General features: G+C 71.2%; 22 protein-coding genes. 13 read left to right on the plus strand and 9 right to left on the minus strand.

Going from position 1 to position 23148, the window contains the following annotated elements; genetic code table 11:
- The first annotated feature begins 9 nt into the window (after positions 1 to 9).
- The 4 genes from ACIBKY_RS49760 (at position 10) to ACIBKY_RS49775 (ending at position 1417) form a co-directional block, all read left to right on the plus strand.
- A complete protein-coding gene (locus ACIBKY_RS49760; RefSeq protein ID WP_397108771.1) occupies positions 10 to 279 on the plus strand; it encodes a hypothetical protein in 270 nt (89 codons plus the stop codon).
- Between the two features lie 14 nt (positions 280 to 293).
- Positions 294 to 551 (plus strand): hypothetical protein, encoded by a 258-nt coding sequence (locus ACIBKY_RS49765; protein WP_397108773.1) that lies wholly within the window; start codon positions 294 to 296, stop codon positions 549 to 551.
- A complete protein-coding gene (locus ACIBKY_RS49770; protein ID WP_397108775.1) occupies positions 548 to 985 on the plus strand; it encodes a hypothetical protein in 438 nt (145 codons plus the stop codon). The genes ACIBKY_RS49765 and ACIBKY_RS49770 overlap by 4 nt, the downstream gene beginning before the upstream one ends.
- A gap of 66 nt (positions 986 to 1051) precedes the next feature.
- The gene (locus ACIBKY_RS49775) at positions 1052 to 1417 is read left to right on the plus strand and encodes a hypothetical protein (protein ID WP_397108777.1); all 366 of its coding nucleotides are present in this window, start codon (positions 1052 to 1054) and stop codon (positions 1415 to 1417) included.
- Here ACIBKY_RS49775 and ACIBKY_RS49780 read toward each other — a convergent pair.
- A complete protein-coding gene (locus tag ACIBKY_RS49780) occupies positions 1383 to 1976 on the minus strand; it encodes a hypothetical protein (RefSeq protein WP_397108779.1) in 594 nt (197 codons plus the stop codon). The genes ACIBKY_RS49775 and ACIBKY_RS49780 overlap by 35 nt on opposite strands.
- A gap of 289 nt (positions 1977 to 2265) precedes the next feature.
- Between ACIBKY_RS49780 and ACIBKY_RS49785 the strand changes: the two genes are divergently transcribed.
- Complete coding sequence (locus ACIBKY_RS49785) at positions 2266 to 3354, plus strand: M20 family metallopeptidase (protein WP_397108781.1); 1089 nt, start codon at positions 2266 to 2268, stop codon at positions 3352 to 3354.
- On the opposite strand, the gene ACIBKY_RS49790 is transcribed toward ACIBKY_RS49785, so the two are convergent.
- The gene (locus ACIBKY_RS49790; RefSeq protein ID WP_397108783.1) at positions 3295 to 4059 is read right to left on the minus strand and encodes a TetR/AcrR family transcriptional regulator; all 765 of its coding nucleotides are present in this window, start codon (positions 4057 to 4059) and stop codon (positions 3295 to 3297) included. The genes ACIBKY_RS49785 and ACIBKY_RS49790 overlap by 60 nt on opposite strands.
- Positions 4060 to 4223: 164 nt before the next feature.
- Between ACIBKY_RS49790 and ACIBKY_RS49795 the strand changes: the two genes are divergently transcribed.
- The 6 genes from ACIBKY_RS49795 to ACIBKY_RS49820 are packed head-to-tail and all read left to right on the plus strand — an operon-like array spanning position 4224 to position 11509.
- Positions 4224 to 5909: an ABC transporter substrate-binding protein gene (locus ACIBKY_RS49795; protein ID WP_397108785.1), complete on the plus strand. Its 1686-nt coding sequence runs from the start codon at positions 4224 to 4226 to the stop codon at positions 5907 to 5909.
- Positions 5910 to 5916: 7 nt separating this feature from the next.
- Positions 5917 to 6882: an ABC transporter permease gene (locus ACIBKY_RS49800; protein WP_397108787.1), complete on the plus strand. Its 966-nt coding sequence runs from the start codon at positions 5917 to 5919 to the stop codon at positions 6880 to 6882.
- A complete protein-coding gene (locus ACIBKY_RS49805) occupies positions 6879 to 7748 on the plus strand; it encodes an ABC transporter permease (RefSeq protein ID WP_397108789.1) in 870 nt (289 codons plus the stop codon). The genes ACIBKY_RS49800 and ACIBKY_RS49805 overlap by 4 nt, the downstream gene beginning before the upstream one ends.
- Positions 7745 to 8725: an ABC transporter ATP-binding protein gene (locus tag ACIBKY_RS49810; RefSeq protein WP_397108791.1), complete on the plus strand. Its 981-nt coding sequence runs from the start codon at positions 7745 to 7747 to the stop codon at positions 8723 to 8725. The genes ACIBKY_RS49805 and ACIBKY_RS49810 overlap by 4 nt, the downstream gene beginning before the upstream one ends.
- The gene (locus ACIBKY_RS49815) at positions 8722 to 9690 is read left to right on the plus strand and encodes an ABC transporter ATP-binding protein (RefSeq protein ID WP_397108793.1); all 969 of its coding nucleotides are present in this window, start codon (positions 8722 to 8724) and stop codon (positions 9688 to 9690) included. Before ACIBKY_RS49810 ends, ACIBKY_RS49815 begins: the two co-directional genes overlap by 4 nt.
- Complete coding sequence (locus ACIBKY_RS49820) at positions 9680 to 11509, plus strand: S9 family peptidase (protein ID WP_397108795.1); 1830 nt, start codon at positions 9680 to 9682, stop codon at positions 11507 to 11509. The genes ACIBKY_RS49815 and ACIBKY_RS49820 overlap by 11 nt, the downstream gene beginning before the upstream one ends.
- Positions 11510 to 11534: 25 nt before the next feature.
- On the opposite strand, the gene ACIBKY_RS49825 is transcribed toward ACIBKY_RS49820, so the two are convergent.
- The 6 genes from ACIBKY_RS49825 to ACIBKY_RS49850 form a co-directional block, all read right to left on the minus strand.
- Complete coding sequence (locus ACIBKY_RS49825) at positions 11535 to 12425, minus strand: alpha/beta fold hydrolase (protein ID WP_397108797.1); 891 nt, start codon at positions 12423 to 12425, stop codon at positions 11535 to 11537.
- 74 nt (positions 12426 to 12499) lie between these two features.
- A complete protein-coding gene (locus tag ACIBKY_RS49830; RefSeq protein ID WP_397108799.1) occupies positions 12500 to 13984 on the minus strand; it encodes a sensor histidine kinase in 1485 nt (494 codons plus the stop codon).
- Positions 13981 to 14664 carry a response regulator transcription factor gene (locus ACIBKY_RS49835; RefSeq protein ID WP_397108801.1) on the minus strand — a complete coding sequence of 228 codons (684 nt, stop codon included), beginning with the start codon at positions 14662 to 14664 and terminating at the stop codon, positions 13981 to 13983. The genes ACIBKY_RS49830 and ACIBKY_RS49835 overlap by 4 nt, the downstream gene beginning before the upstream one ends.
- Positions 14661 to 15191 (minus strand): hypothetical protein, encoded by a 531-nt coding sequence (locus ACIBKY_RS49840; RefSeq protein WP_397108803.1) that lies wholly within the window; start codon positions 15189 to 15191, stop codon positions 14661 to 14663. The genes ACIBKY_RS49835 and ACIBKY_RS49840 overlap by 4 nt, the downstream gene beginning before the upstream one ends.
- A 35-nt stretch (positions 15192 to 15226) precedes the next feature.
- The gene (locus tag ACIBKY_RS49845; RefSeq protein WP_397108805.1) at positions 15227 to 16423 is read right to left on the minus strand and encodes an acyltransferase family protein; all 1197 of its coding nucleotides are present in this window, start codon (positions 16421 to 16423) and stop codon (positions 15227 to 15229) included.
- Positions 16423 to 17241: an SGNH hydrolase domain-containing protein gene (locus ACIBKY_RS49850; protein WP_397108807.1), complete on the minus strand. Its 819-nt coding sequence runs from the start codon at positions 17239 to 17241 to the stop codon at positions 16423 to 16425. The genes ACIBKY_RS49845 and ACIBKY_RS49850 overlap by 1 nt, the downstream gene beginning before the upstream one ends.
- Positions 17242 to 17678: 437 nt before the next feature.
- Between ACIBKY_RS49850 and ACIBKY_RS49855 the strand changes: the two genes are divergently transcribed.
- Complete coding sequence (locus ACIBKY_RS49855) at positions 17679 to 19061, plus strand: MFS transporter (protein ID WP_397108809.1); 1383 nt, start codon at positions 17679 to 17681, stop codon at positions 19059 to 19061.
- Between the two features lie 309 nt (positions 19062 to 19370).
- Entirely contained in the window at positions 19371 to 22343 is a 2973-nt protein-coding gene (locus tag ACIBKY_RS49860) for a BTAD domain-containing putative transcriptional regulator (protein WP_397108951.1), read from the plus strand.
- On the opposite strand, the gene ACIBKY_RS49865 is transcribed toward ACIBKY_RS49860, so the two are convergent.
- Complete coding sequence (locus ACIBKY_RS49865; protein ID WP_397108811.1) at positions 22297 to 22932, minus strand: DedA family protein; 636 nt, start codon at positions 22930 to 22932, stop codon at positions 22297 to 22299. The two genes, ACIBKY_RS49860 and ACIBKY_RS49865, sit on opposite strands and share 47 nt — an antisense overlap.
- Positions 22933 to 23148 lie beyond the last annotated feature (216 nt).

The following is a 23148-nucleotide window of genomic DNA, read 5'->3' on the forward strand; positions in this document are numbered from 1 at the left end:
GCATCGAAGGTGGACGACCTGGCCAACAGCATCAACGGGCTGAAGAGCAAGACCGTCAACGTGCGAGCCAACGTCGGGCCGGCGCGGGCGGCGATCCAGCGGGTGATCCGCAATTCCCAGGGCCAGGTCATCGACGTCGAAGTGCGGATGGGCCGCGTGACGGCTCGGGCCGGCGCAAGGCCGACGAGCTCGGCTGGCGCACCTTCCCGGCGCTCGCCGCAGGCGGCAAGCTGCGCGGACCCGGCACCGGCACCAGCGACAGCATCCTGGCAAGGCTGAGCAGCGGCGAATTCGTGGTCAACGCCAAAGCCACCAGACGGTACGAGGACCTGCTTCGCGCCATCAATTCCAACAGGTTCGCCTCTGGCGGCATGGTGGGCGGCAAACATCTCGACCTGCTGCCGCGGTACGCGAGCGGCGGGTCGGTCCGCTCGTCTGGCCGGACCGTCGCCGTCAACCTGGGCGAGCTGCTCGGCCGAGACCTCGCCCGCGGCCTGCGCGCCGCGCAGCGGCCAATCGACGCCGAGCTCGGCAAGGTGTCCAAGGGGTGAAGGACAAGGTCGCCGACCTTCTGCGCACCGTGTCCGGCGACTTCGTCCGCAACCTGGGCGCCGCCACCCCTGACGAGATCAACCGGCAACTGCGGGGCCTGCAGCGGTCGATCAGCGCCGCGCTGAAGAAGACGAACACCAAGGTCGACAACGTCCTGGTGCCGCGGCTGCAGACGATGAACACGGCCCTGGCCAAGCTCGCCACCGAACGCGACCGGATCGCCGCGAGCCTGGAGAAGGCCACCCAGACCGCGACCGACGTGGCCGACCGAGCCCGGTCAACAGCCGCCCTGTCCACGCTGAGCGAGGACGAACGCGCCACCCCCGAAGGGATCGCTGCCGCGCTCCACAACCGGCTCCGCGCGACCGACGCCTTCGAGGCCGACGTGGAACGGCTGCAGAAACGCGGCTTGGACAAGAGCCTGATCGAGTAGCTCGTCACCGGCGGCCCCGACCAGTCCGGCGCGGTCGCCGACACCCTGGCGCGGGCGTCGGCCGCAATGCTGCGCGAGATCAATTCGCTGCAGCGGCGCGTCAACGCCAACTCCACCCAGTTCGGCCGCGACAGCGCCGACTTCCTGTACGACGCCGGGCGCGGTTTCCTGGCCGGGCTGAAGAGCCAGGAGAAGGAGATCAAGGCGCTGATGGCGGAGATCGCCAAGAGCGTGTCGACCACCGTCAAACGCGAGCTGAAGATCAAGTCACCCTCGCGGGTACTGCGCGCCGACGGCCGGGACTCCGGACGGCCCATGGATGGAACAAGGTGGCCGGCCAGATCATGGACCACATGCTTGCCGGCGGGACGTGTCCTCAGGTCTCCGTGCGGCGCGATCAGCGGACGGCCGGCTGGAAGAGATCAGGCCTGAACCGACGGATCCGGTCACCCATCGGGCCGTGTTCCCACAGGGGATCGACGGCACCGAGGGGGATGCTGATCTTCCGCAGCCCCGATGCCGGATCGATGGGCAGCCGGGCCCGATGGGCCGGCAGCCAGCTGGGGGCGTGGCGGGCGATCTCGTATTCGCCCCAGCCGACCAGGCCGACGCATTGCCTGGCTCCGGTTCGGACGCCTATCCTGCCGGCCCTGGTAATGGTCCGCGGACTGGGAATCCGGCTTTCCACGACGTCGATGCGCTCAACGTGCCGCCATGCCAGGTGCACACGCGAGCCGTACCGATCCTCCATCTCCACGCTGTCAGGGGAGAGGCGCACGACCGTGGCAGCGGCCAGGTGCCACCATCTGGCCAGCCGCACTCCGGGTAAGACCACCGTCGCCACTGCCGCGAGGAGCACCGGCCCGATTCGATGATGATCGGGAATCAAGGCAATGAATACCAGCCATACGGGGATTAAGAGCACAAAGGGGAGAGACAACCGGACAACGGTCACGGCTGAAAAGACCCGCGCCATGCGAAACTCGTCCATGACCCAAACCTGGGACGTCGCCGCCATCGGTGTCAACGCGAGGGCCTGGGCGCCCTCAGCGTGAGTGCCCGCGCACACGCGCCAAACCCTCCCGCCGGCAAGACCACCGGGCCCGGCGACGTCATCTTCGAGCCGCCGCGGACGTCCGGCATCGTGGTCGCGGCCCCGCTCCCGGCGACCGCGAGCGCCTCATCACCGGCATCCTCACCGCGCTCACCGCGCAAGAGCCAGCGGCAGGTCATACTCTTAGCCCTTGAGATAGTCAATGCGCATGACTACAGTTCCGGCCATGGATCACGCCGTGCTGTTCGAGCGCCTGTCCGCCCTGGTGGCCGTGGAGTCGCCCTCCGGTCACGCGGAGGGCCTGGAGGGCTGTTACGCCCTGATGCGCTCCTGGGGAGAACCGCCGCTCGGCAGGCCGGCGGAGATCGTCACGGTGGGCGGCACCCCCCACCTGCTGTGGCGCCCACTCACCGAGGGCGGGGTGCTGCTGCTCGGCCACGCCGACACGGTGTGGCCGCTCGGCACCACCGGCCGCCGCCCGTTCCGCGCCGAAGGGGGTCGCGCGTACGGTCCGGGGGTCTTCGACATGAAGGCCGGGCTCGTGACGGCGTTCGCCGCGCTCGCCGGGTGCCGCGATCCCGGCTCCGTGAGCATCCTGATCACCGGCGACGAGGAGATCGGCTCGCCGACCTCGCGGGCACTGGTCGAGGAGATGGCCGGGGCCCGCGACGCCGTACTCGTGCTGGAACCCAGTCAGGCGGGAGCGGTCAAGACGGCACGCAAGGGCGGGGCGTTCTACAGCGTGGAGATCACCGGCAGAGCGGCCCACGCGGGGCTGGAGCCCGAACGCGGGGTCAACGCACTGCTCGAACTGGCCGCGCAGGTGGTGGCGGTGTCGGAGCTTGCCGACCCCGGGCGTGGCACGACGGTCACCCCGACGGTCGCGCGCGCGGGCACCGCCACGAACACCGTGCCCGCGCAGGCGCACCTGCGCGTGGACGTCCGCGCCTGGGAACTGGCGGAGCTGGCGCGCGTCGACGAGCGCCTGCGCGCGCTCGCCCCCACCGTCCCGGGAGCGGCGGTCCGGGTCGAGGGCGAGATCAACCGTCCGCCGCTGGAGCCGGCGAGCTCCCGGGAACTGTACGCGGCGGTCCGCGAGGCCGCGTCCCATCTGGGACTACCCGATCCCGAAGAGGTCGCGGCCGGAGGAGCGTCCGACGCCAACTTCACCGGCGCGCTGGGCATCCCCACGCTCGACGGGCTCGGCCCGCTGGGGGACGGTGCCCACGCGGAGCACGAGTGGGTCGACCTGGCCTCACTCGCCGACCGGGCCCGGCTCGTCGCCGCCCTGATCGGCACGCTGACGCGCTCGTGACCGTTCGGCGCGTACCTCGATCGCGTCCAGCATCATCTCCAGGCCGACGTCGAAGGCGGACGGGCCGCCGAGGCTCGGGAGCCGGTCGGCGTGATGGGCGATGGCGGGGTACGTGCCGGCGTCCAGTTGCCGGTACTCCACCTGCCAGGCGAGTTCGTCCCTGCGCCGGACCTCCGGGTCGAGCGCGTGGACGGCCGCCTCCAGGCTCGCCACGGAACGCACGAAGCTGCCGAACGCGCGCTGCACGACCGCTACCTCCTCGTCGGCGACTCCGGCCCGCCGGACGGCGTCCAGGGTGAAGTCGACGCTGGAGAACTCCGTGGGCCGCCGGGTGGTGCGCATGACCATCTGCTGGGCGAACGGCGCGTAGCGGAGGTAGTGCTCGCGCACCCGCTGGGCGATGTCGCGCAGGTCGGCCCGCCAGTCGTCGGTGGGCGTGACGGTGCCGCCGTAGGAGCGCGCCCTGAGGCCGTCGACCAGTTCGAGGAGCAGTTCGTCCTTGTCCTTGAAATGGCGGTACAGCGAGGTCGGGTGGGCCTCGAGCTCGGTTCCGAGCTCCTGGAAGGTCAGCGCGTCCAGGCCGTCGCGCAGAGCGATCTTCTCGGCGGCCGCGAGGATCACCTCCCGGTTGAGGCTGTCACGCGCGCGGCGTGGCCGCGCCTCCCTCTTGGAACCCTTCTCCTTCGACTGGCGCGTTGATGCCACCAAAGCCTCCCTCGTCTGCCGGTGCACGCATTTTCGCACCACCTGATCGCAGTGACGGGCTAAAGCATAGTCAACGCGAATGACTAGAAACATGCCTAATACCCTTGCCTGGGTTCTGACTTGCCCATACTCTCCCTTTCATCACCCCCCAGAAAGGTCAGAGCATGAGCACCAGGTTCAGACTCGGAGCAATGGGGCTCGCCGCCCTCGCCCTCCTCGCGGCCTCGTGCACGAGCGGAGGCACCGGCACGGCCCTGAAGTCCGATGCCCGCACCGCCACGGCCGCGCCGGTGCGTCAGGGGGGAAGCATCGTCATCGGCGCCGAGCAGGAACCGGACTGCACCGACTGGATCGCGAGCTGCGCCACCTCGATCTGGGGCACGTTCATCATGGACATCCCGACGATCCCCCGGGTGTTCGAGCCCAGGAAGGCCGACGGCACGTGGGGGCTCGCGGCCACGAACGTCATGGCATCGGAACCCGAGGTCGCCGCCGGACCGCCGCAGAAGGTCACCTACCGGATCAGCCCGGCGGCCGTCTGGTCGGACGGCGAGCCGATCACGTCGGCGGACTTCGCCTATACGGCACTGGCGATCCGCGACGGCAAGGACGTCCTGAACCGGACCGGATACAGCCACATCACCAAGGTCGACACTCCTGATCCCAAGACGGCGGTCGTCACGTTCGACGCCCCGTACGCGAGCTGGAAGGGCCTGTTCAGCGACGGCAGCGGCCTGCTCCCCAGCCACCTGCTCAAGGGCAAGGACCGCAGCGCCCTGATGAAGGACGGCTACACCTGGAGCGGTGGCCCGTGGAAGATCGAGTCCTGGACGAAGGGCGTCTCGGCCGTCCTCGTGCCGAACCCGAACTACTGGGGCGACAAACCCAAGCTCGACAAGGTCACCTTCCAGTTCACGGCGGACACCGCGGCGGCGTTCCAGGCGTTCAAGACCGGCCAGCTCGACGCGCTCTACCCCACGCCCCAGCTCGATTCGATCGACCAGATCAAGAGCGGGCTGCCCAACGCGAGCTCGATCGTCGATCCCGAGTCGGGCAACCTTGAAGCGATCTGGTTCAACAACGCCAAAGCGCCCTTCGACTCCGTGACGTTCCGCAAGGCCGTCTCGCACGCGATCGACCGCAAGGCCGTCGTCACCCGCCTGTACGGCGCGCTCGGCGTCAGCGAACCCGCCCAGAGCGCGCACACCCCGCTCGTCGGCCGCTACGGCGGCACCGACTTCGCCCAGTACACCCCCGACCTCGCCAAGGTCGGCTCCCTGATGCGGGGAGACGGGTGGGCCAAGGGCTCGGACGGCATCTGGGCCAAGGCGGGAAACCGGGCGGCGTTCTCCGTCAGCACGATGACCGGCAACAAGCGCCGCGAGCTGACCGAGCAGATCCTGCAGGAGCAACTGCGCGCCGCCGGCTTCGAGGTGAGGATCGACAACACCTCGGCCACGGACCTGTTCGCGAGCAAGCTCCCCAAGGGCGACTTCCAGATGGGCCTGTGGACCCTCGTCGACACCTTCCCCCAGCCCTCGCTCGCCGCGTCCTTCTCGTCGAGCGCGATCCCCACCGAGGACAACGGCCGCTCCGGGCTCAACATGTCACGCATCGACCTGCCCGGCCTCGACAAGGTGCTCGACACGGCCGCGTCATCTCTCGACGAGACCAAGCGCGTCGGCATCTCCCGCCAGGCGGACAAGCTTCTCGCCGACTCGGCCGCCCTCCTGCCGCTCGACGTGATCCCCAACATCCTGCTGTGGAACAACAAGATCGGCGGCCCGCTGGCCATCGACCCCGCGCGCGGTCCGTTCTGGAACCTCGCCCAATGGGGCCTGGCGAGCTGACCCGCCGATGTTCGCCTACCTCGCACGGCGGCTGCTCTACTCGGTACCCGTCGTCCTCATCGCCTCCTTCCTGCTCTTCTGGGCGGTCAGGATCGCCTTCGACCCGCTGGCCAAACTGCGCGGCGGGCGCGACCCCGGCGCGCTCGCCCGCGCGGCCGAGCGCCTCGGCCTCGACCAGTCGATCCCCGTGCAGTACTGGCACTGGCTCACGCGGTTCGTCACCGGCGACTGGGGAGTCAGCTCGCGTACGGCGGGCCCGGTCCACGGCCTGATCCTGCCCGCCCTCGGCACCACCCTGCAGCTGATCGTCTGGGGTGTCCTCGTCGCCGCGGTGATCGCGCTGGCCGTCGGCGTCTACTCGGCGGTGCGGCAGTACTCCGCCGGCGACCTGGCCTTCACGGGGCTGTCCTACCTCGGGGTCGCGATGCCGCCGTTCTGGCTCGGGCTGATCCTCATCCAGATCCTCGCGGCCTGGCCGCAGGAACTGCTCGGCCTGACCGATCCCCCGCTCTACTTCGTGGGCCTGCACTCCCCCGACGGCGGCGGCCCGCTCGACTACGCGCGCCATCTCGTCCTGCCCGTGCTGACGCTGACCGTGGGCCTGGTGGCGAGCTGGAGCAGGTTCACCCGGGCCACGATGCTCGACGCCCTCACCAGCGAGTACGTGCGGACCGCGCGGGCCAAGGGAGTGCCGAAACGCCGGATCGTCACGCGGCACGCCCTGCGCACCGCGCTCGGTCCCTTTGTCAGCGTCACCGCCGTGGACGCCGGCCTGCTGTTCGGCGGGCTCGTCGTCACCGAGCAGATCTTCGCCATCCAGGGCATGGGCCGGTTGTTCCTCGACTCCCTGCTCGCGGGCGACGTGTTCGTCCTCGTGCCGTGGACGCTCGTGGTCGCGGTGGTCGTGATCGTGTTCAACCTGCTGGCCGACCTCGCCTACGCCGTACTCGACCCGAGAGTGAGACTGCGATGACCGCGGCGACCGTACCGGAACTCACCCCGTGGCGACTGGCCCGCCGGCGGTTCCTGCGCCACCGTCTGGCCGTCGCGGGGCTCGCGGTGCTCGTGCTCCTGCTCCTCGGCTGCTTCGGCGCCGACCTGATCGCCCCCTACGAGCGCGGCGCCCAGAACCTGATGCTCGGGCCCGTGCCGCCGTCGGCGGCGCACTGGTTCGGCACCGACGAGCTGGGCCGCGACTACCTCACCGAACTCCTGTACGCCGGGCGAATCTCACTCGCGATCGGCCTGTGCGTCGCCGTTCTCGCCACCGTGGCCGGCACCGCGCTGGGAGCCGCGGCGGGCTTCTTCGGCGGCTGGACGGACGAGATCATCATGCGGATCACGGACCTGTTCATCGTCCTGCCCGCGATCGTGGTCCTGGCGGTCGTGCTCCAGGGCGCCGGCCGTTCCCCCGTCGTGATCGTCCCGGTGCTGGCGGCGATCGGCTGGACCACCGTCGCCAGGATCGTCCGCGGCCAGGTGCTGTCGCTGCGGGAGAAGGAGTACATCGCCGCGGCCACCGTGCTGGGCGTGACGAAGTGGCGCATCATCGTGCGGCACATCCTGCCCAACCTCACCGGTGTCATCGCCGTCAGCACCTCCCTCGGCGCGGCGAGCGCGGTGATCGTCGAATCGACGCTCTCCTTCCTGGGGTACGGCGTGCAGCCTCCGGAGTCCAGCTGGGGCAACCTGCTGAGCCAGGCGTCCGGGCTGATCGGCACCGGCAAGGTCTACCTGCTGTACTTCCCCGGCCTGTTCATCCTCCTGACGGCGCTGGCCATCAACTTCCTCGGCGACGGCCTCAGAGACGCCTTCGACCCGAAGGGAGCACGCCCGTGAACGCCCTGCTGGAGGTCGACGACCTCACCGTCCGGCTCCCCACGGACGGCGGCACGGTCGCGGCCGTCACCGGGCTCTCGTTCTCCGTCGCGCCCGGCGAAACGCTCGCCATCGTCGGCGAGTCGGGCTCGGGCAAGAGCGTCACGTCGATGGCGGTGCTCGGGATCCTGCCCGGCCGCGCCCTGGTCACGGGGTCGATCCGGTTCCGCGGCGAGGAGCTCCTGAGCCGCTCCGAGTCCGACCTGCGTACCCTGCGGGGCAGCCGCATCGCGATGATCTTCCAGGACGCGCTGACCGCGCTCACGCCCGTGCACACCGTCGGCGCGCAGATCGCCGAGGCCATCAGCGTGCACGACGCGTCGGTCACCCGCGCCGCGCTGCGTGAGCGGGTGGTCGAGCTCCTCGACCTGGTCGGCATCCCCTCGCCGGCCAGGCGCGCGAGCCAGTACCCGCACGAACTGTCCGGCGGCATGCGGCAGCGCGTCATGATCGCGATGAGCATCGCCAACGAACCGGATCTGCTCATCGCCGACGAGCCGACCACCGCCCTCGACGTGACCGTGCAGGCGCAGATCCTCGACGTGATCAGACGGATCCAGCGGCGCACGGCGACCGCGCTCATGCTGATCACCCACGACCTGGGCGTGGTGGCCGGTGTCGCCGACCGGGTGCTGGTGATGTACGCGGGCACCAAGGCCGAGGAGGCCGCCGTCGAACCGATCTTCTACACGCCCGCACACCCCTACACCAGGGGTCTGCTGGCCTCGCTCCCCCGGCTCGACGCCCGGCACGGCGAGCGGCTCTACCAGATCCCCGGCCAGCCCTCGCGGGCGCCGGGCTGCCCGTTCCATCCGCGCTGCGAGCACGCCCGCGCCGGTCTGTGCGACACGACGGTCCCGTCGCCGGTCCTGATCGGTGACGGCCACACGGCGTCCTGCCTGCGTGCGGCGGAGCTGGAGGAGGTGCGGCCGCGATGACGGCGCTGCGGGTCACGGACCTGGTCAAGACCTATCCCGTGCGCAACGGGGCGTTCCGCCGCCGGTCCGGCACCGTGCAGGCCATCTCCGGGGTGTCGCTGGAGATCGAGCGCGGCAAGACGCTCGGGCTCGTCGGGGAGAGCGGCTGCGGGAAGTCCACGCTGGCCGCGTGCCTGGTACGGCTCGTCGAACCGACGTCGGGCCAGGTGCTCCTCGACGGCACCGACTTCACGGCGCTGCCGTCCGACCGGTTGCGCCGGTCGCGGCGGCGCATCCAGATGGTGTTCCAGGATCCGTACGCCTCGCTTAACCCCCGCATGACCGTCCGGGCGATCCTCACCGAGGCCCTCGAAACCCACGGCCTGGACACCGGGCGCGTCCCCGAACTACTGGAGCTCGTCGGGCTCGACCCCCTGCACGCCGGAAGGTTCCCGCACGAGTTCTCCGGAGGGCAGCGCCAGCGCGTCGGCATCGCCCGCGCGCTCGCCGTCGAGCCCGACGTGATCGTGCTGGACGAGCCGGTCAGCGCACTGGACGTCAGCATCCAGGCCGGCGTCATCAACCTCCTGGAAGACCTCCAGGATCAGCTCGGGCTGACCTACCTCCTCATCGCGCACGACCTGTCGGTGGTACGGCACGCCAGCGACGAGGTGGCCGTCATGTATCTCGGCCGGATCGTCGAGCAAGGACCGCCGGACGAGCTCTACCAGCGTCCCCGCCACCCCTACACCCAGGCGCTGCTGTCGGCGGTGCCGATCCCCGACCCGCGGGCCGAGCGCGCCCGCCGCCGGATCATCCTGACCGGCGACGTACCGAGCCCGACCGACCCCCCGTCGGGCTGCCGCTTCCGGACCCTGTGCCCGAAGGCGAGCCCGATCTGCGCCGCCGAGGTCCCCCCGCTCGTCACCGACGCGCGGGGCCACGGCGTCGCCTGTCACAAACCGGAGTTGATCCATGTCCTCTGACGCCTGGCGCGACCGCTTCAACACGCCGATCATCCAGGACATCCGTCCCTGTCCCGGCGACCTCAACCTCGAAATGATCTACGCGGCGGGCCTCAGCGACGCCGAGGTGTCCTTCTGGAATCCGGCCACCGGCGAGACCGTGCGGGTACCGGGCCTGCCGCCGCACGTCGCGAACCCGCTGCCCGCCGCCGACGGGCGCTCCATCTTGGTGCTGCACGACGAGGACGGCGGCGAGGTCGGCCATCTGTGGTCCTGCCCGGCCGACGGCGAACCCGTCGACCTCACCCCCGGGCTGCCTCCTTACACGCTGCGCGGCATCGACGTCGCGCGCGACGGCTCGGCGGTCGTCATCGCGACGGTCACCGACGAGGGATTCACCCTCTACCACCTCACCGAGGCAGGAGCCCACCGGCTGTACCGCAGCAGGAACGAGGCCTGGAACAGCCTGGTCTCCGCCGATGGAACGCTGGCGAGCATCGACACCACGGACCACAACCCCGGCATCCGCCGTTTCGCCGTCACGGTGCTCGACGCCTCCGGCGGCGCCGTACTGGCGTCGGTCTCCGACGGGCCGCTCGCGCCCGTGCGCGGGGTCCGGTTCTCGCCGGTCGCAGGGGACCCCCGGATGCTGCTCAGCACCGAACGCACCGGGTACGCGCGGCCCGCCATATGGAACCCCCTCACCGGTGAGCGGACCGATGTCGAGGCACCCGGGCTGGCGGGCGAACTCGTCCCGCTCGACTGGTCCGACGACGGCGCCCGGCTGCTGCTCGTCCACGTCGACGGCGGCCTCCACCGCGTCTACGAGTACGACCTGGAGGCCGGCCGGCTGCTGCGCGTGTCCCACCCCGACGGCGCCTACTTCTCTCCCGAGGTGGCGTGCGCGGTGACCAACCAGTGGAGCTCGCACTACGGGCCCGGTGGTCAGATCCGGTTGCTGCGCCAGCGCGCCGACCTGCCGTTCGAGATGCTGTCCCTGGAGCGCGGCCAGAGCGAGCCGCGCGGTGTCATGGCCCCGCGCGACGTCGTGCCGGGCATCCCGACGCGTTCGGTCACCGTCACCTCCAAGGACGGGACCGCGCTGCAGCTGTGGGTCGCGGCGCCGCGGGGCGCGAGCGGGCCGGTGCCGCTTGTCCTGCGGGTGCACGGCGGCCCGAACCTCGCCGACGTGGGCGGATACCATCCCGCGGCGCAGGCGTGGCTGGCCGAGGGCTTCGCCTACGCGTCGCTGAACTACCGGGGGTCCGTCACGTTCGGCCGGACGTTCCGCGAGGGGTTCTGGGGAGCCGTCGGTGACCGCGAGCTGGAGGACGTCGAGGCGGCCTGGCGGTGGCTGGTCGACGAGGGCGTCGCCGACCCTTCGGCCGTGTTCATCCGCGGCTCCTCCTACGGCGGCTTCCTGACGCTGCTCTCACTCGGCCGGCTCCCCGGCCTGTTCGCGGGCGGGTTCGCCTTCATCGCGCTGGCCGACTGGAAGCTCGCCTACGAGGACATGCACCCCGCCCTGCAGGCGGCCTGGCGCGGGTTCCTGGGCGGGCGGCCCGAGCTCGCCGAAGAGCGGTTCCGGCTGAGCTCACCCATGACCTACGTCGAGGACGTGCGGGCGCCGGTGCTGATCAACCAGGGGCGCCACGACACCCGCACCCCGGCCCGCCAGGCCGAGGAGTACGCGCGGCGGCTGCGCGCCGCCGGCGGGGACGTGCTGCTGCGCTTCTTCGAGGGCGGGCACGGACCCGTCGGCAACGACGGTGTGGTGGGCAAGATCGAGCTGGAGATGGAGCTGGCCCGCAAGGCCCTGCGCGGGGAGCGCTGGTCCTGAGGGCCCTCCCGGCCGGGGCCCTGTCTCAGGCCCCGGCCAGGAACGCCGCCAGCTCCGCGGTGACCAGCGAAGGAACCTCCTCCGGGAGATAGTGGTCGCTCGGCAGCGCCGTACCGCCGAGGTGATCGGCGTACTCCCGCCAGACCTTCAGGACGTCATAGGCGCGGCCGACGAAGCTGTGCTCGCCCCACAACGCCAGCACCGGGCAACGGACGCGGCGGCCCGCCGCGGCGTCGGCCTCGTCATGCTCCAGATCGACGCCGGCCGCCGCCCGGTAGTCGGCGCACGACGCGGCGATGGCGGCGGGGTCGGAGAAGCAGCGCACATACTCCCGGACCGCGGCCTCGTCGTAGGCGGCGCCGCCGGAATGCCGTGCCGTCATCCGGCTGCGGATCCAGAACCCGGGATCGTTGCCGATCAGCCGCTCGGGGATGCCATTCCCGGCGGCGAGAAAGAACCAGTGGTAGTAGCCGAGGCCGAAGGCGGCGTCGGCGTGCGCGAACGTGTGCCGGGTCGGCACGATGTCCAGGACGGCGAGCGCCTCGACGGCGCCGGGGTGGTCGAGGGCCATCCGGTGGCCCACTCTCGCCCCCCGGTCATGGCCCACCACGGAGAACCGGTCGAATCCCAGCTCCCGCATCACGCCGAGCTGGTCAGCGGCCATCGCCCGCTTGGAGTAGACGTCGTCGGTGACCGGCTCCGGCTTGGCGCTGTCGCCGTACCCACGCAGGTCGGTCAGCACGACCGTGTGCCGGGACGCCAGCGCCGGGGCCACGTCGTGCCAGATGAGGTGCGTCTGCGGGTAGCCGTGCAGGAGCAGCACGGGCGGCCCGTCACCCCCGACGACCGTGTGGATGGCGACGCCGTCCACGTCGATGGTGCGTGATGCGAACATGCCGGGCAGCGGGACGCTCATGCTTTCCTTCACAGGGCTTCGACAGTGGATGGTACCGATTCGAGCAGGCCCGTCAGGCCGGCGTCCAAGAGCCGCTACCTATCTGACCGATCGTCGCTGCCTATCGGTGGCCTCGTCCCGCCACTTCCCGGGGTGATGGGCAGGGTGAGGGTCAGGACGGCCCCGCCCCGCGGGCTGTTGGCCGCGGTGAGCATGCCGCCGTGCAGGCGCGCGTTCTCCGCGGCGATGGCCAGGCCCAGGCCGCTGCCCTCGGTCCGGGCGCGGGCGGCGTCGCCCTTGGTGAAGCGGTCGAAGACGTGCGGCAGCAGGCCGGCGGGAATGCCGGGCCCGTCGTCGGAGACGATGACGACGAGCCGGTCGGTGTCGGCCTGTGCCTGGATGAGTGCCGACGCCGCCGCGCCGCCGTGCCGCAGCGCGTTGCCGACGAGGTTGGCCAGGATGACGTCCACGCGGCGCGGGTCGAGGCGGGCGCGCAGCCCGGCCGGGATCTCGGTGCGGACCCGCTCCTGCCAGTGCCGCAGCGCGAGCGTGTTGGTGACGAGCTCGCCCAGGTCGATCTCGTCGAGGTGAAGTACGGCGGCGCCGGCGTCGAACCGTGACACCTCGATCAGGTCCTCGACGAGGCGGGCGAGCCTGCGTGTCTCGTCGGAGACCAGGTGCAGCGCCTCGGCGGTGAGCGGCGCGAGCCTGCCGCCGGCGGCGTCGGCGTCGAGGACCTCGGTCACCGCGCTCATGGCCGCGAGCGGGGTGCGCAGCTCGTGGGAGACGTCGGCGGCGAACCTGCGGGCCCGCGCCTCCATGGCGCGCAGCGTGTCGGCGTCGGCCTGGAGCGTGGCGGCCATCGTGTTGAAGGTCCGGCCGAGGTCGGCGAGTTCGTCCTCGCCGGTGACGTTCACCCGGGTGTCCAGGCGGCCGCCGGCCATCTGCACGGCGGCCGCACGCAGCCGCCGGACCGGCCGCAGCAGCCGGCGCGCCGCCAGCAGGGCGGCCGCGATGGAGGCCACGGCGACGGGCAGCGCGGCGGCGCGCGCGGCGGCGGCCAGCGTGTCCACGTCCTGCTGCTGGGAGGTCAGCGGGAAGGACGCGAAGACGACGAGCGGTGCGGGACCGTCCGGGCGCGCGGCGGCGGTGACGGGAAGGGCCACGGCCAGCCAGGGCGACCGGACGTGGTGGAAGCGCTGGGCCAGCGCCGTGGTCGCCGTGGCCGCCCGGGAGCGCAGCGGCGCGGGCAGCGGCGGTGTCTGCGCCCCGGCGGTGACGAGCGGGCCGCCGCGATAGGACAGGGCGGTGCGCCATCCGCGCGTGCCCATCGCGCGGTCCAGTTGCAGGGCGAGGGCACGCAGGTCCGCCACGGCCGGCTCGGCGGGCAGGTCGGGTGTACGGGCGGTGAGGTGGGCGCGTAGTTCCTGCAGGGCGTCGGCCTGGGCACGTTCCACGATCGCGGTGCGGCCCTGGTGAAAGGTGACCGCGGCGGCCACCAGCGCGCTGAGCGCGGAGACCAGGAAGAACGCCGCGACGAGCTGCGCTCGCAGACCGCGGGCGAGCGACAGCCGGATCACAGCGGGCCGAACCGGTAACCGAAGCCACGTACGGTCTGGATGTAGCGGGGATTGCGGGAATCGTCCTCGATCTTGGCCCGCAGCCGCATGACGCACGCGTCGACCAGCCGGTAGTCGCCGTGGAAGGTGTGCTCCCACACCTGTTCGAGGAGTTGCTGGCGGCTGAAGGTCTGCTCGGGCGCGGCCGACAGGAACAACAGCAGCTTCATCTCCGTGGGCGCCAGCGCGAGTTGTGCGCCCTTCTTGAGCACGCGCAGCGCGACCCGGTCGATGAGCAGGTCGCCTTGGGTGGTGCGCGCCTGGTTGCCGGAGGCCGGCGGTGCGGTGCGGCGCAGCACCGCGCGCATGCGGGCCTCGATGACCTCGCCGCTGGCCGGTTTGATCACGTAGTCGTCGGCACCCGCCTCCAGGCCCACGACGATGTCCACGTCGTCGTCGCGCGCCGAAAGGATCACGATGGGCACCTGGCTGAAGGCGCGGATGCGGCGGCAGGTCTCCAGGCCGCTCATGCCGGGCAGCATCAGGTCGAGCAGCACGATGTCGGGGGCGCCGGCGACGAGTTCGGCCAGCCCGTCCTCCCCGCTCGTCACCGCCACGGGTTCGTGCCCGTGGTGGCGAAGGCCGAGGCTCACGCCCCGGCGTACGGCCGGGTCGTCCTCGATCAGCAGGACCCGGGTCATGAGAAGCCTCCCCGCCCGGTGGGTTCGGCTGTCCCGTTCTCGTCGCATCTGACCTGCCAGGGGTGGTCACCCATGCCGGGCTCCAGGACCTCGATGACGGCATCGCCACCGCCGTCCGACGCCGCGGCGGCCGTGCAGACGATCTGGCTCACGGCCACGCTCCGCAAGTCGCGCACCAGCCACGGCAGGCGCACTTCCGCTCCGCCCTCCGTGGCGCGGGCCTGGATCGGCCGCGCCGCCGCGGGCAGGTGCGTGATCAGCCCCCGGGCGCGCTCGCCGGCCGTGGGGCCCGCCCACAGCGCCTTCATGGCCTGCGGCAACCGGTCGCCCGCCAGGGCCGGGCGGGACACCGGCCAGGTGCCCTGCGGCGTGACGAAGTACACCCGCAGGAGGCTGCTGCCGCTCGCGGTCAGGCTGCCCCGGACCACCTGACCGGCGGGGTGGGCGTCGGTGTCGGTGATCCCGCAGCCCGCCAGCGTCGCCGCCGCGACCATGACGGCGACCGTGCGGCACAGCACCCCCGGCATCTGTCGTCTCCTGTTCTCCAGCATGATCGGTGCGGTCAAAACTGGTCGAGTCTGCTCAGGTCCACCGTCCCGGCGCCCGGCACCGGTCGCGGAATCGCCGCCCACAGCCCCGCCGCGGTCACCGCCGTGACGGCCAGCGCCGCCCATCCGCGCCGCCCGGTGGCCCATCCGGCGCGCAGCCGTACCGGATCCTCGACGGCGGTCTTCGAGACTACCGCAGCCAGCAGCGACAGCCCGATCGCGGCGACCGTCCAGGCCCAGCTCCAGGCCCAGCCGCCGGGCGCCGGGCGCGGCAGCAGCAAATAGATCGGCCAGTGCCACAGGTACAGGCTGTAGGACAGCTCACCGAGCCGGCGCGGCACCGCGCTGCCGATCGCCCGGCCCATCCGCCCGTCCGGCACGTGGGACAGCAGCGCGATCAGCACGGCGCTACCCAGGGAGTGGGCGAACATCCCTCCCTGGAACAGGCCGGGCGCCTTCTCCCCCGCGGTCACCACCCACGAGGCGCCCAGCCCGCACAGCAGCAGGACGCAGATCACGTCCGTGACCGTGCGCGGCAGGCGGGCCACGGCGTCCCGTGCCGGCGCGGTGGCGGCGGCGGCGCCGAGCAGCAGTGAGAACGCCCGGGTGTCGCTGCCTTCGTAGGCGCGGGTGGTGTCCACCGCCGCCCCGAGCCTGATCATGAGCAGGAGGGAGACAAGTGCGCCGGCGACCGCGACGAGCGCGACCCGCCGCTGCCCGCCCCGCCCCCGCCCGGCCACGGCGACGATCAAGGGCCAGGCCAGGTAGAACTGCCATTCGACGCCGATGCTCCACAAGTGGGCGAACAGGCGGGTGCCGGAGGCGTCCCAGTAGCCGATCCGCTCGCCGATGTAGTGCCAGTTGACGCTCTGGGCGGCCACCCACGGCGTGTCCCGCAGCGCGGAGCTCAGCATGTCCGGCCTGGCGAACGCCCAAGCCAGCAGCAGTGTCGCCACCACCATCAGCGTCAGCGCGGGCAGCAGGCGGCGGGCCCGGCGCGCCCAGAAGGCCGCCAGATCGAGGCGGCCATGTCGGCCGAGCTCGTCCAGCAGCAGGCCGGTGATCAGAAAGCCGGACAGGACGAAGAACAGGTCGACGCCCAGGAACCCGCCGTCCAGGTGCCCGGCGTGAAACAGCAGGACCGCGGCGACGGCGAGCCCGCGCAGCCCGTCGAGCGCGCCGATGTGCGCGCGGCGAGGGGTCGCGGCCATCAGCCGCAGCCGAGTTTGACGAACCGCTCGTCGCCGGTCCATGACCCGGTGGCCCAGACGGCGGGGGCGGCCGGGGTGAAGCCCGCCAGTTCGCCGAGCTGCTTGGTGAACCAGGTGGCGAAGGCCGCCGACCCCTGCTGGCAGGAGTGGATGCCGTCCTTGGCACGCTGGGCCTTGCCGGCCGTGTGGTCGCCGCCCCACAGCTCGGAGGCGTCCAGATAGCGGGCGTCAGCGCCTGCGGCGGCCTTGGCGGCCATCGCGGGTGCCCTCTTGATCGCGGCCTCGTGCGGCTTGAAGAATTCGTCGATCTTGAACGGCGGCGCCGACACCAGCACGAGCCGGGCACCGGCGTCCTTGGCCGTCCGGGCGAGCTTCTGATAGGCCGACAGCTGCTGGCGGGCGGTGCCCCAGTCGTAGCCGGTGAGCTGGTAGGCGATCACCGTCGGGCGGAAGGAGGAGAGGTCCTGCTTCAGCGCCTTCCAGGTGTCGGCGGCTATCATGCTCGTCACCGGGTGGTCGCCGGCGACGACGGTGCCGCCGCCTTCGGAGCTGGCGTTCTTGAACGCCACTCCACCGGCCTTCAACGCCGCTTCCAGGGCCGGGGCTTGCGTGCCTGCGATGGAGTCGCCCATCCACAGCACTCGGACGTCGGTCGCGGCCCGCGGCGTGTGCTTGGCCGTCGCTTGTCCGTCGCCTGCCGCCGTGCCACACCCCGCGAGCATGACCACGGCCGTCACGGTCACGGCCGCCACGGTACGGCGGCGACCGGCCTGCTTTTGGGCAAACCAGATGTTCTGGAAGAGATTCGTCGATCGCATGGCCGTCAGGCAATCAGGCGAATCCAGTGCTCACCGGCGTTGTCATCGTTTCATCACACAATGAGGGACTTGCCGTCATAAAGGCAGGCCAGCGGCACCGCCGTCCCCCCACCTCGCCCGGCGCGCCCGGCGGGCACCCGGGGGCGATACCGGCTCTGGCGATCCTCCTGAACCAGCGGAAATCAGGCTAGACAATCACCAAGAAATCCACCATGACCGGCTATTTCTCCTAAATGGATATTGACGCCTTTCACCCTCTGAACCCGGGAAATGGGCTCCAGCAGGATTTGAGCCGGGCTCTAGTCACCCACGACACTATAGGTAGATATGTCCGCAGCTCCGCGTCGAAAGATGCTGTAGAAGAGGGTCACATGGCCACCGAAAGTCGCACGGCATTCCCCCGAAGGTGGCTCGCACTCCTGGTCGTTCTCACGGCCATGTTCATGAATCAGCTCGACGTGACGATCGTCAACGTCGCCCTGCCGTACATCCAGCGCGAACTGGGGGCGGGCGTCTCGCTGCAGCAGTGGATCCTGGCCGGTTTCGCGCTCGCGTTCGCGTTGCTCCTGGTCACCGGGGGGCGCCTGGGGGACATCGCGGGCCGCAGGAAGGTCTTCCTCATCGGGGTCGCGGGGTTCACCGTCGCGTCGGCGCTGGCGGGCCTCGCCCAGAGCGGCCAGATGATGGCCGGCGCGAGGGTGGCGCAGGGGGCGTTCGCGGCGCTGATGGTGCCGCAGGTGCTGTCCGTGATCCAGGTGATGTTCCGGCCGCCCGAGCGCATCAAGGCGATGGGACTGCTCGGCGTGGTCGTCCCGCTCGCCTCGGTCGCCGGACCCGTCGTCGGCGCCCTGCTCACCGCCGGGCCCGGCTGGCGCTGGATCTTCTGGGTGAACGTCCCGATCGGCGTGCTCACCTTCGCGGGCGCGGCGCGCATGGTGCCCGAGTCGAAGTCCGACCGGCCGCTGCGCCTCGACGTCCCGAGCGTGCTGCTGCTCGGGCTCGCCTCGGTCATGCTGATGTTCCCGCTGGTGCAGGGGCACGAGCTGGGCTGGCCGCAATGGGCGGTGGTCTCGATGACCGCCTCGCTGCCGGTGTTCACGGTCTTCGGCCTGCGCCAGTTCCGCCGGGAGGGTTTCTCCCCGCTGGTCCCACCGGCGCTGTTGCGCAACAGGTCGTTCGTCGCCGGTTCCATCCTGATGGCGCTCGTCTTCTCCGGCATCATGTCGTACATGATCGTGCTGGTCTGGAACTTCCAGATCGCACACGGCTGGACTCCCCTGCGCATGGCGCTGACCGGCCTGGGCTGGACGATCGGCCTCGGCCTCACCGCCACCCTCGCGATCAGGTACGGCGCCATCGCCGGCCGCCGGCTCATCGCCCTCGGTCTGGCCGTCATGGCCGCGGGAATGGGAGCACTGATCGTGCTGCTCCGGCTTCACGGCGGCGCCCTGAATTCCTGGCAGGTCTTCGCCTGCCTCCTCGCAGCCGGCATGGGCTCCGGCTTGGTCGTCCCCATCCTGGTGGACCTGGTCCTGGCCGGAGTTCCCGCCCGTGACGCGGGGGCCGGGTCCGGCGTGGCCAATGCCACTATCCAGCTTGGCACCGCCGTGGGCGTGGCGGTCGTCGGCGCGATCTTCTTCGGCCTGGTCGGTCCTGGACCGCGCGATCCGGCGGCATGGGCGGGCGCCACCTGGCAGACCCTGCTGTACAACGCCGGGGTGTTCCTCGCCGCCATCCCGCTGGTCCCGCTCCTGCCCCGGCGCACCCGTGCGCACGGTACGCCGGCGGGCGGGCGGCAGGTGCCCACGGGCACTTCCTGAATTCTCCCCGCCCTTAATAGGAATAGGCGCACGCACAAATAGGGGAAGAAAACCGTTTGCGCCTATTAAACGGATCTCGACATAATGGTTGGAGATTCTTGTCAAGGCAAGGCAACTTTGTAAGACTGACCAAGTGGGGTGGCGCGAGGACTCCGCGGCCCGGCGACGCGCGCACCAAGCGGCGGGCCAGCGGGGGCCATCGCGTACGTAATGTTCGAGCGCACTTCATGTGCCATTCATTACATTCCTGCACGGGGGGCAATACCCATGGCAAAGGGGATACGGTTCGCAATCTTGGGACCGTTGGAAGTGCAGCGTGGAAATCGGCCGATCGCGGTCAACGCCGAGAAGCAAAGAGCGATCCTCGCCACTCTGCTGCTGTCGGCGAACCGTGTCGTGCTGGCGGACGACCTCATGGAGCGGCTCTGGGAAGACCGTCTGCCGCGCTACGCGCGCGCCTCGTTGCAGACGCATCTGGCCCGGTTGCGCCGCACGCTCGGCGACGTGGAGGTGATCCACACCATCCCCGGCGGCTACCTCATCGAGTCCGACCAGGACCATCTCGACCTGCTGCGGTTCCGCGCCCTCGTCGACCGGGCCGCGAGGGTGGAGAGCGCCGGCGACCTGCCCGGCGAGCTCAACCTCCTGCACGAGGCGCTGGCGCTGTGGCGCGGCACCGCGCTGGCCGGCATCCGCTCCGACTCCATCCTGCGCGATGAGGTGCCACAGCTCACCGAGGAGTGGTTCCGGTGCCTGCATCGGCGTTTCGACGTGGAACTCATGCTGGGAAACCACGACGGCGTCGTCCCCGAACTGCGAAGACTCGTCCGGAAGTTTCCCTTGCGCGAGCGGCTGTGCAGCCAGTTGATGATCGCGTTGTTCCGCTGCGGCCAGCAGGTGGAGGCATTGAAGGCGTTCGCGTCCGTCTCCGCCGTGCTGCGGCACGAATACGGGCTCGACGTCGGCGACGAACTGGAGCGCCTTCAACACGCCGTGCTGACCGGCGACCCCGACCTCGTCTCCGTAAACGGTTACAGGAGAGGAGGCAGGGATCTGGGCACGGCCGTCTCCTCATGGGCGACGCCGCGCCAGTTGCCCGTCGGCATCTCCGACTTCGTGGGACGCGCCGAGCTTCTGGAGCGGGTCGGCACGGTCCTGGACGCCGACCGGACCGGCTCGATGGCGATCGTCACGCTGACGGGGCCCGCCGGCGTGGGCAAGACCACCACGGCCGTCCGGATCGCCCATCATGTCCGGGACCGGTTCCCCGACGGCCAGATGTACGTCCGGCTGAGCGGGACGGGCGAGCATCCGCGCACGCCCGCCGAGGTGCTGGGCGAGCTGCTGGAGGCGACGGGGCTGAGCCTGTCGGCGATCCCGGAGGGCCAGGAACAGCGATCGGCGCTCTTCCGGTCCCGGCTGGCCGACCGCCGGGTCCTGCTCGTCTTCGACGACGTGCGGGACGTCGAGCAGGTGCGCCCGCTCCTTCCCGGTACGCCGGCCTGTGCCGTGGTCATCACCAGCCGCCGCCTGCTGTCCGCGCTGGCCGGGACCGTCTCGGAGCGCCTGGTCTGCCTGTCGGAAGGCGAGTCGCTCGACCTGCTGACCGTCCTGGCCGGACGCAGGCGGGTCCACGAGGAGGTGCAGGCGGCCAGGGAGATCGTCGCCGCCTGTGGATACCTGCCGCTGGCGCTGCGGATCGCGGGGGCGAGGCTCGCGGCCCAGCCATTGGCGCGCCTGGGGTCCTTCGCCGCCCGGCTGCAGGACGGGCAGCGCCGTCTGAACGAGCTGAGGATCAGCGATCTCGACCTGCGGCGCAGCCTGGAGCGCAGCTACGTCGCGCTGGATTCGCCGGCCCGCGCCGCCTTCCGGCGGCTCGGTCTGCTGTCCGACACCGTGGTCACGCCCCTGACCTTGGCCGCGCTCGCCGACCCCGACGACGAGCGGCTGGCCGACCGGCTGATCGAGCACAACCTGCTCGAACCGGTCGGCCTCAACACGCTGCTCGACCCGACCTACCGCCTGCACCCCCTGTCCTCCCTCTACGCGGCCGGCCTCGCCGAGCATGACGACCCGGTCCTCACGAGCGCGGCCCTGCGCCGCTACACCGACTCCATCCTCGCGTTCGCCGAACGGGCGTCGGGGCACCTGCCCCGGGCGGTCGGCCAGCTCCCGCCGGAGAGCGGTTTCGGCGCGCCGATCCCCGCGCACGACCTCTCCCGCATCGACGACCGCCCCTGGCGGTGGCTCGCCGCCGAACGCGACCATCTCCGGGCGATGGTGGTCCGCTGCTGCCGGTACGGCTGGCACGAGCGCGCCGCCCGCATCACCGAGATCATCGCCCTGCTCGCCAGCCACAGCGACGACCTGTCGGCGCTCATCCGGTTGTGCGTCGTGGTCCGCGACACCGCGTGGGCCAACGGCGACGAGCGGACCGGGTGGCGGGCCGAGCACTGCCGCGCCCTGCTGCTGCTCAGGCAGGGCCGGGTGAGCGAGTCACACAGGCTCATCGTCAAGTGTGTGAGCAACTTCGAACGGCTCGAGGCCGCCGGGGAGCTGCCGTACAGCCTGGCGGTCCTGGCCTTCGTGAACGTGACGCGGTCGAAGGCCGGTGACGGGCTGACGCTGGCGAAGCGCGCGTACCAGCTGGCCAGGGGGCGCTCCGACCCGCACGCCGAGGTCCTCGCGCTCGGCAGCACCGCTGACGCGCTGCTGGGCCTGCGGCGCAAGGCCGAGGCGCGCGCCGCGCTTGAGCGGGTGCTGCGGCAGTCGCGCGAGCTGGGCGAGACCCGTCTGGAGGCGGTGACGCTCAACCGGCTCGGCTGGTCCTCGCTCCGCGTCGGCGATCTGCGGTCGGCGCCCCTCAGGGCCCACGAGGCCAGGGAGCTCACCGGCATCGGCGACCGCTACGGCAAGGCGCGTCCCCTCGCGCTGCTCGGCGCCGTCGCGCTGGAGCAGGGGCAGTTCGCGGAGGCGATGCGGCTGGCCGAGGAGAGCCGCCGCACCTTCGCCCGGCTCGGGGACACCTGCGGCGAGGCGGAGGTCGCCTGCCTCGAAGGAGAGATCCATCTGCAGGCCGGCCGGGCGCGGGACGCCGTCGCCCTCCTGGTTCCGAGCCTGAGCCGGCTCAACGAACTGGGCGCGTACCGTGTGCGGGAGCGTGCCTCGCGCATCCTCGCCGAGGCCAACATCGCGCTCGGCGAGCACCAGCGGGGCGGCCGGTGGGCCGGGGAGTTCACGGCGCGCTCGCTCGGGCGCGACGGTCGCAGCGGCGCCGCCTGAGCCGGGCGCGCACGACGCGGACGGCCACGACGGCGCCCACGATCGCGGGCGGGATCAGCGTGCCCCACAACCCCAGCTCGGAGCCGAACTCACGATAGGAGGCGCCGACGGCCGCCCCCACCCCCACGTAGAGGCACGACCAGGTCAAGGCGGCAGGAAGGGCCCAGCCGATGAACCGCCGGTACGGCATGGCCAGCGTGCCCGCCGCGATCGGCACCAGGGAATGGATCACGGTGACGAACCGCGACCCGAAGACGGCGGGTCCGCCGCGACGGCGCAGAAAGCTCTCGGCCTTGTCCCATTTCCCGGCGCCGATGCGCCGGCCCGCCCAGCTGTGCCGGATCGACGGGCCGAACCGGCGTCCCAGCACGTACCCGAGCGTCTCCCCCGCCAGGCACCCGATGGTGGTGGCGGCGACGAGCAGGACGAACCGGAGCGGCGAGTCGACGGTGGTCCCCGCCAGCAGGACCACCCCGTCGCCCGGGACGAAGAGCCCGACCAGCAGCGAGGTCTCCACGGACATGAACAGCAGCGCGGCGCCGCAGAGCATCAGCGGGTGGGCATCGGTCAAGTATTCGATCAGCCCCATGCTGGGCGATCTCCTCTGAAGGTGTCGTTTCGCCGCATGATGCCGTTGACAGCAGTCATCAACTGGCCGATTGCCGCTTTGTCAGGGTCATCTCAGGGACGGCCGGGCAAACGTCAGGGTTGTTCCCGATGGCACCCGTCACCGTACCTGACGAGCATGGTGACATGCGGTCGGTGACCGACCCCCAGCTCTCCCGTGCGAACGACGGCTGCGAAG

The organism is Nonomuraea sp. NPDC050394 (genome assembly GCF_044459065.1).
Classification (GTDB): Bacteria; Actinomycetota; Actinomycetes; order Streptosporangiales; family Streptosporangiaceae; genus Nonomuraea.

Bases quoted from the DNA above. Each gene is read 5' to 3' on its own strand.
- ACIBKY_RS49855 (WP_397108809.1), top strand. From the start codon at position 17,679: ATGTTCATGAATCAGCTCGACGTGACGATCGTCAACGTCGCCCTGCCG.
- ACIBKY_RS49785 (WP_397108781.1), top strand. From the start codon at position 2,266: ATGGATCACGCCGTGCTGTTCGAGCGCCTGTCCGCCCTGGTGGCCGTG.
- ACIBKY_RS49800 (WP_397108787.1), top strand. From the start codon at position 5,917: ATGTTCGCCTACCTCGCACGGCGGCTGCTCTACTCGGTACCCGTCGTC.
- ACIBKY_RS49845 (WP_397108805.1), bottom strand. From the start codon at position 16,423: ATGGCCGCGACCCCTCGCCGCGCGCACATCGGCGCGCTCGACGGGCTG.
- ACIBKY_RS49840 (WP_397108803.1), bottom strand. From the start codon at position 15,191: ATGCCGGGGGTGCTGTGCCGCACGGTCGCCGTCATGGTCGCGGCGGCG.
- ACIBKY_RS49805 (WP_397108789.1), top strand. From the start codon at position 6,879: ATGACCGCGGCGACCGTACCGGAACTCACCCCGTGGCGACTGGCCCGC.
- ACIBKY_RS49815 (WP_397108793.1), top strand. From the start codon at position 8,722: ATGACGGCGCTGCGGGTCACGGACCTGGTCAAGACCTATCCCGTGCGC.
- ACIBKY_RS49825 (WP_397108797.1), bottom strand. From the start codon at position 12,425: ATGAGCGTCCCGCTGCCCGGCATGTTCGCATCACGCACCATCGACGTG.
- ACIBKY_RS49775 (WP_397108777.1), top strand. From the start codon at position 1,052: ATGCTGCGCGAGATCAATTCGCTGCAGCGGCGCGTCAACGCCAACTCC.
- ACIBKY_RS49820 (WP_397108795.1), top strand. From the start codon at position 9,680: ATGTCCTCTGACGCCTGGCGCGACCGCTTCAACACGCCGATCATCCAG.
- ACIBKY_RS49780 (WP_397108779.1), bottom strand. From the start codon at position 1,976: ATGGACGAGTTTCGCATGGCGCGGGTCTTTTCAGCCGTGACCGTTGTC.
- ACIBKY_RS49795 (WP_397108785.1), top strand. From the start codon at position 4,224: ATGAGCACCAGGTTCAGACTCGGAGCAATGGGGCTCGCCGCCCTCGCC.
- ACIBKY_RS49835 (WP_397108801.1), bottom strand. From the start codon at position 14,664: ATGACCCGGGTCCTGCTGATCGAGGACGACCCGGCCGTACGCCGGGGC.
- ACIBKY_RS49850 (WP_397108807.1), bottom strand. From the start codon at position 17,241: ATGCGATCGACGAATCTCTTCCAGAACATCTGGTTTGCCCAAAAGCAG.
- ACIBKY_RS49865 (WP_397108811.1), bottom strand. From the start codon at position 22,932: ATGGGGCTGATCGAATACTTGACCGATGCCCACCCGCTGATGCTCTGC.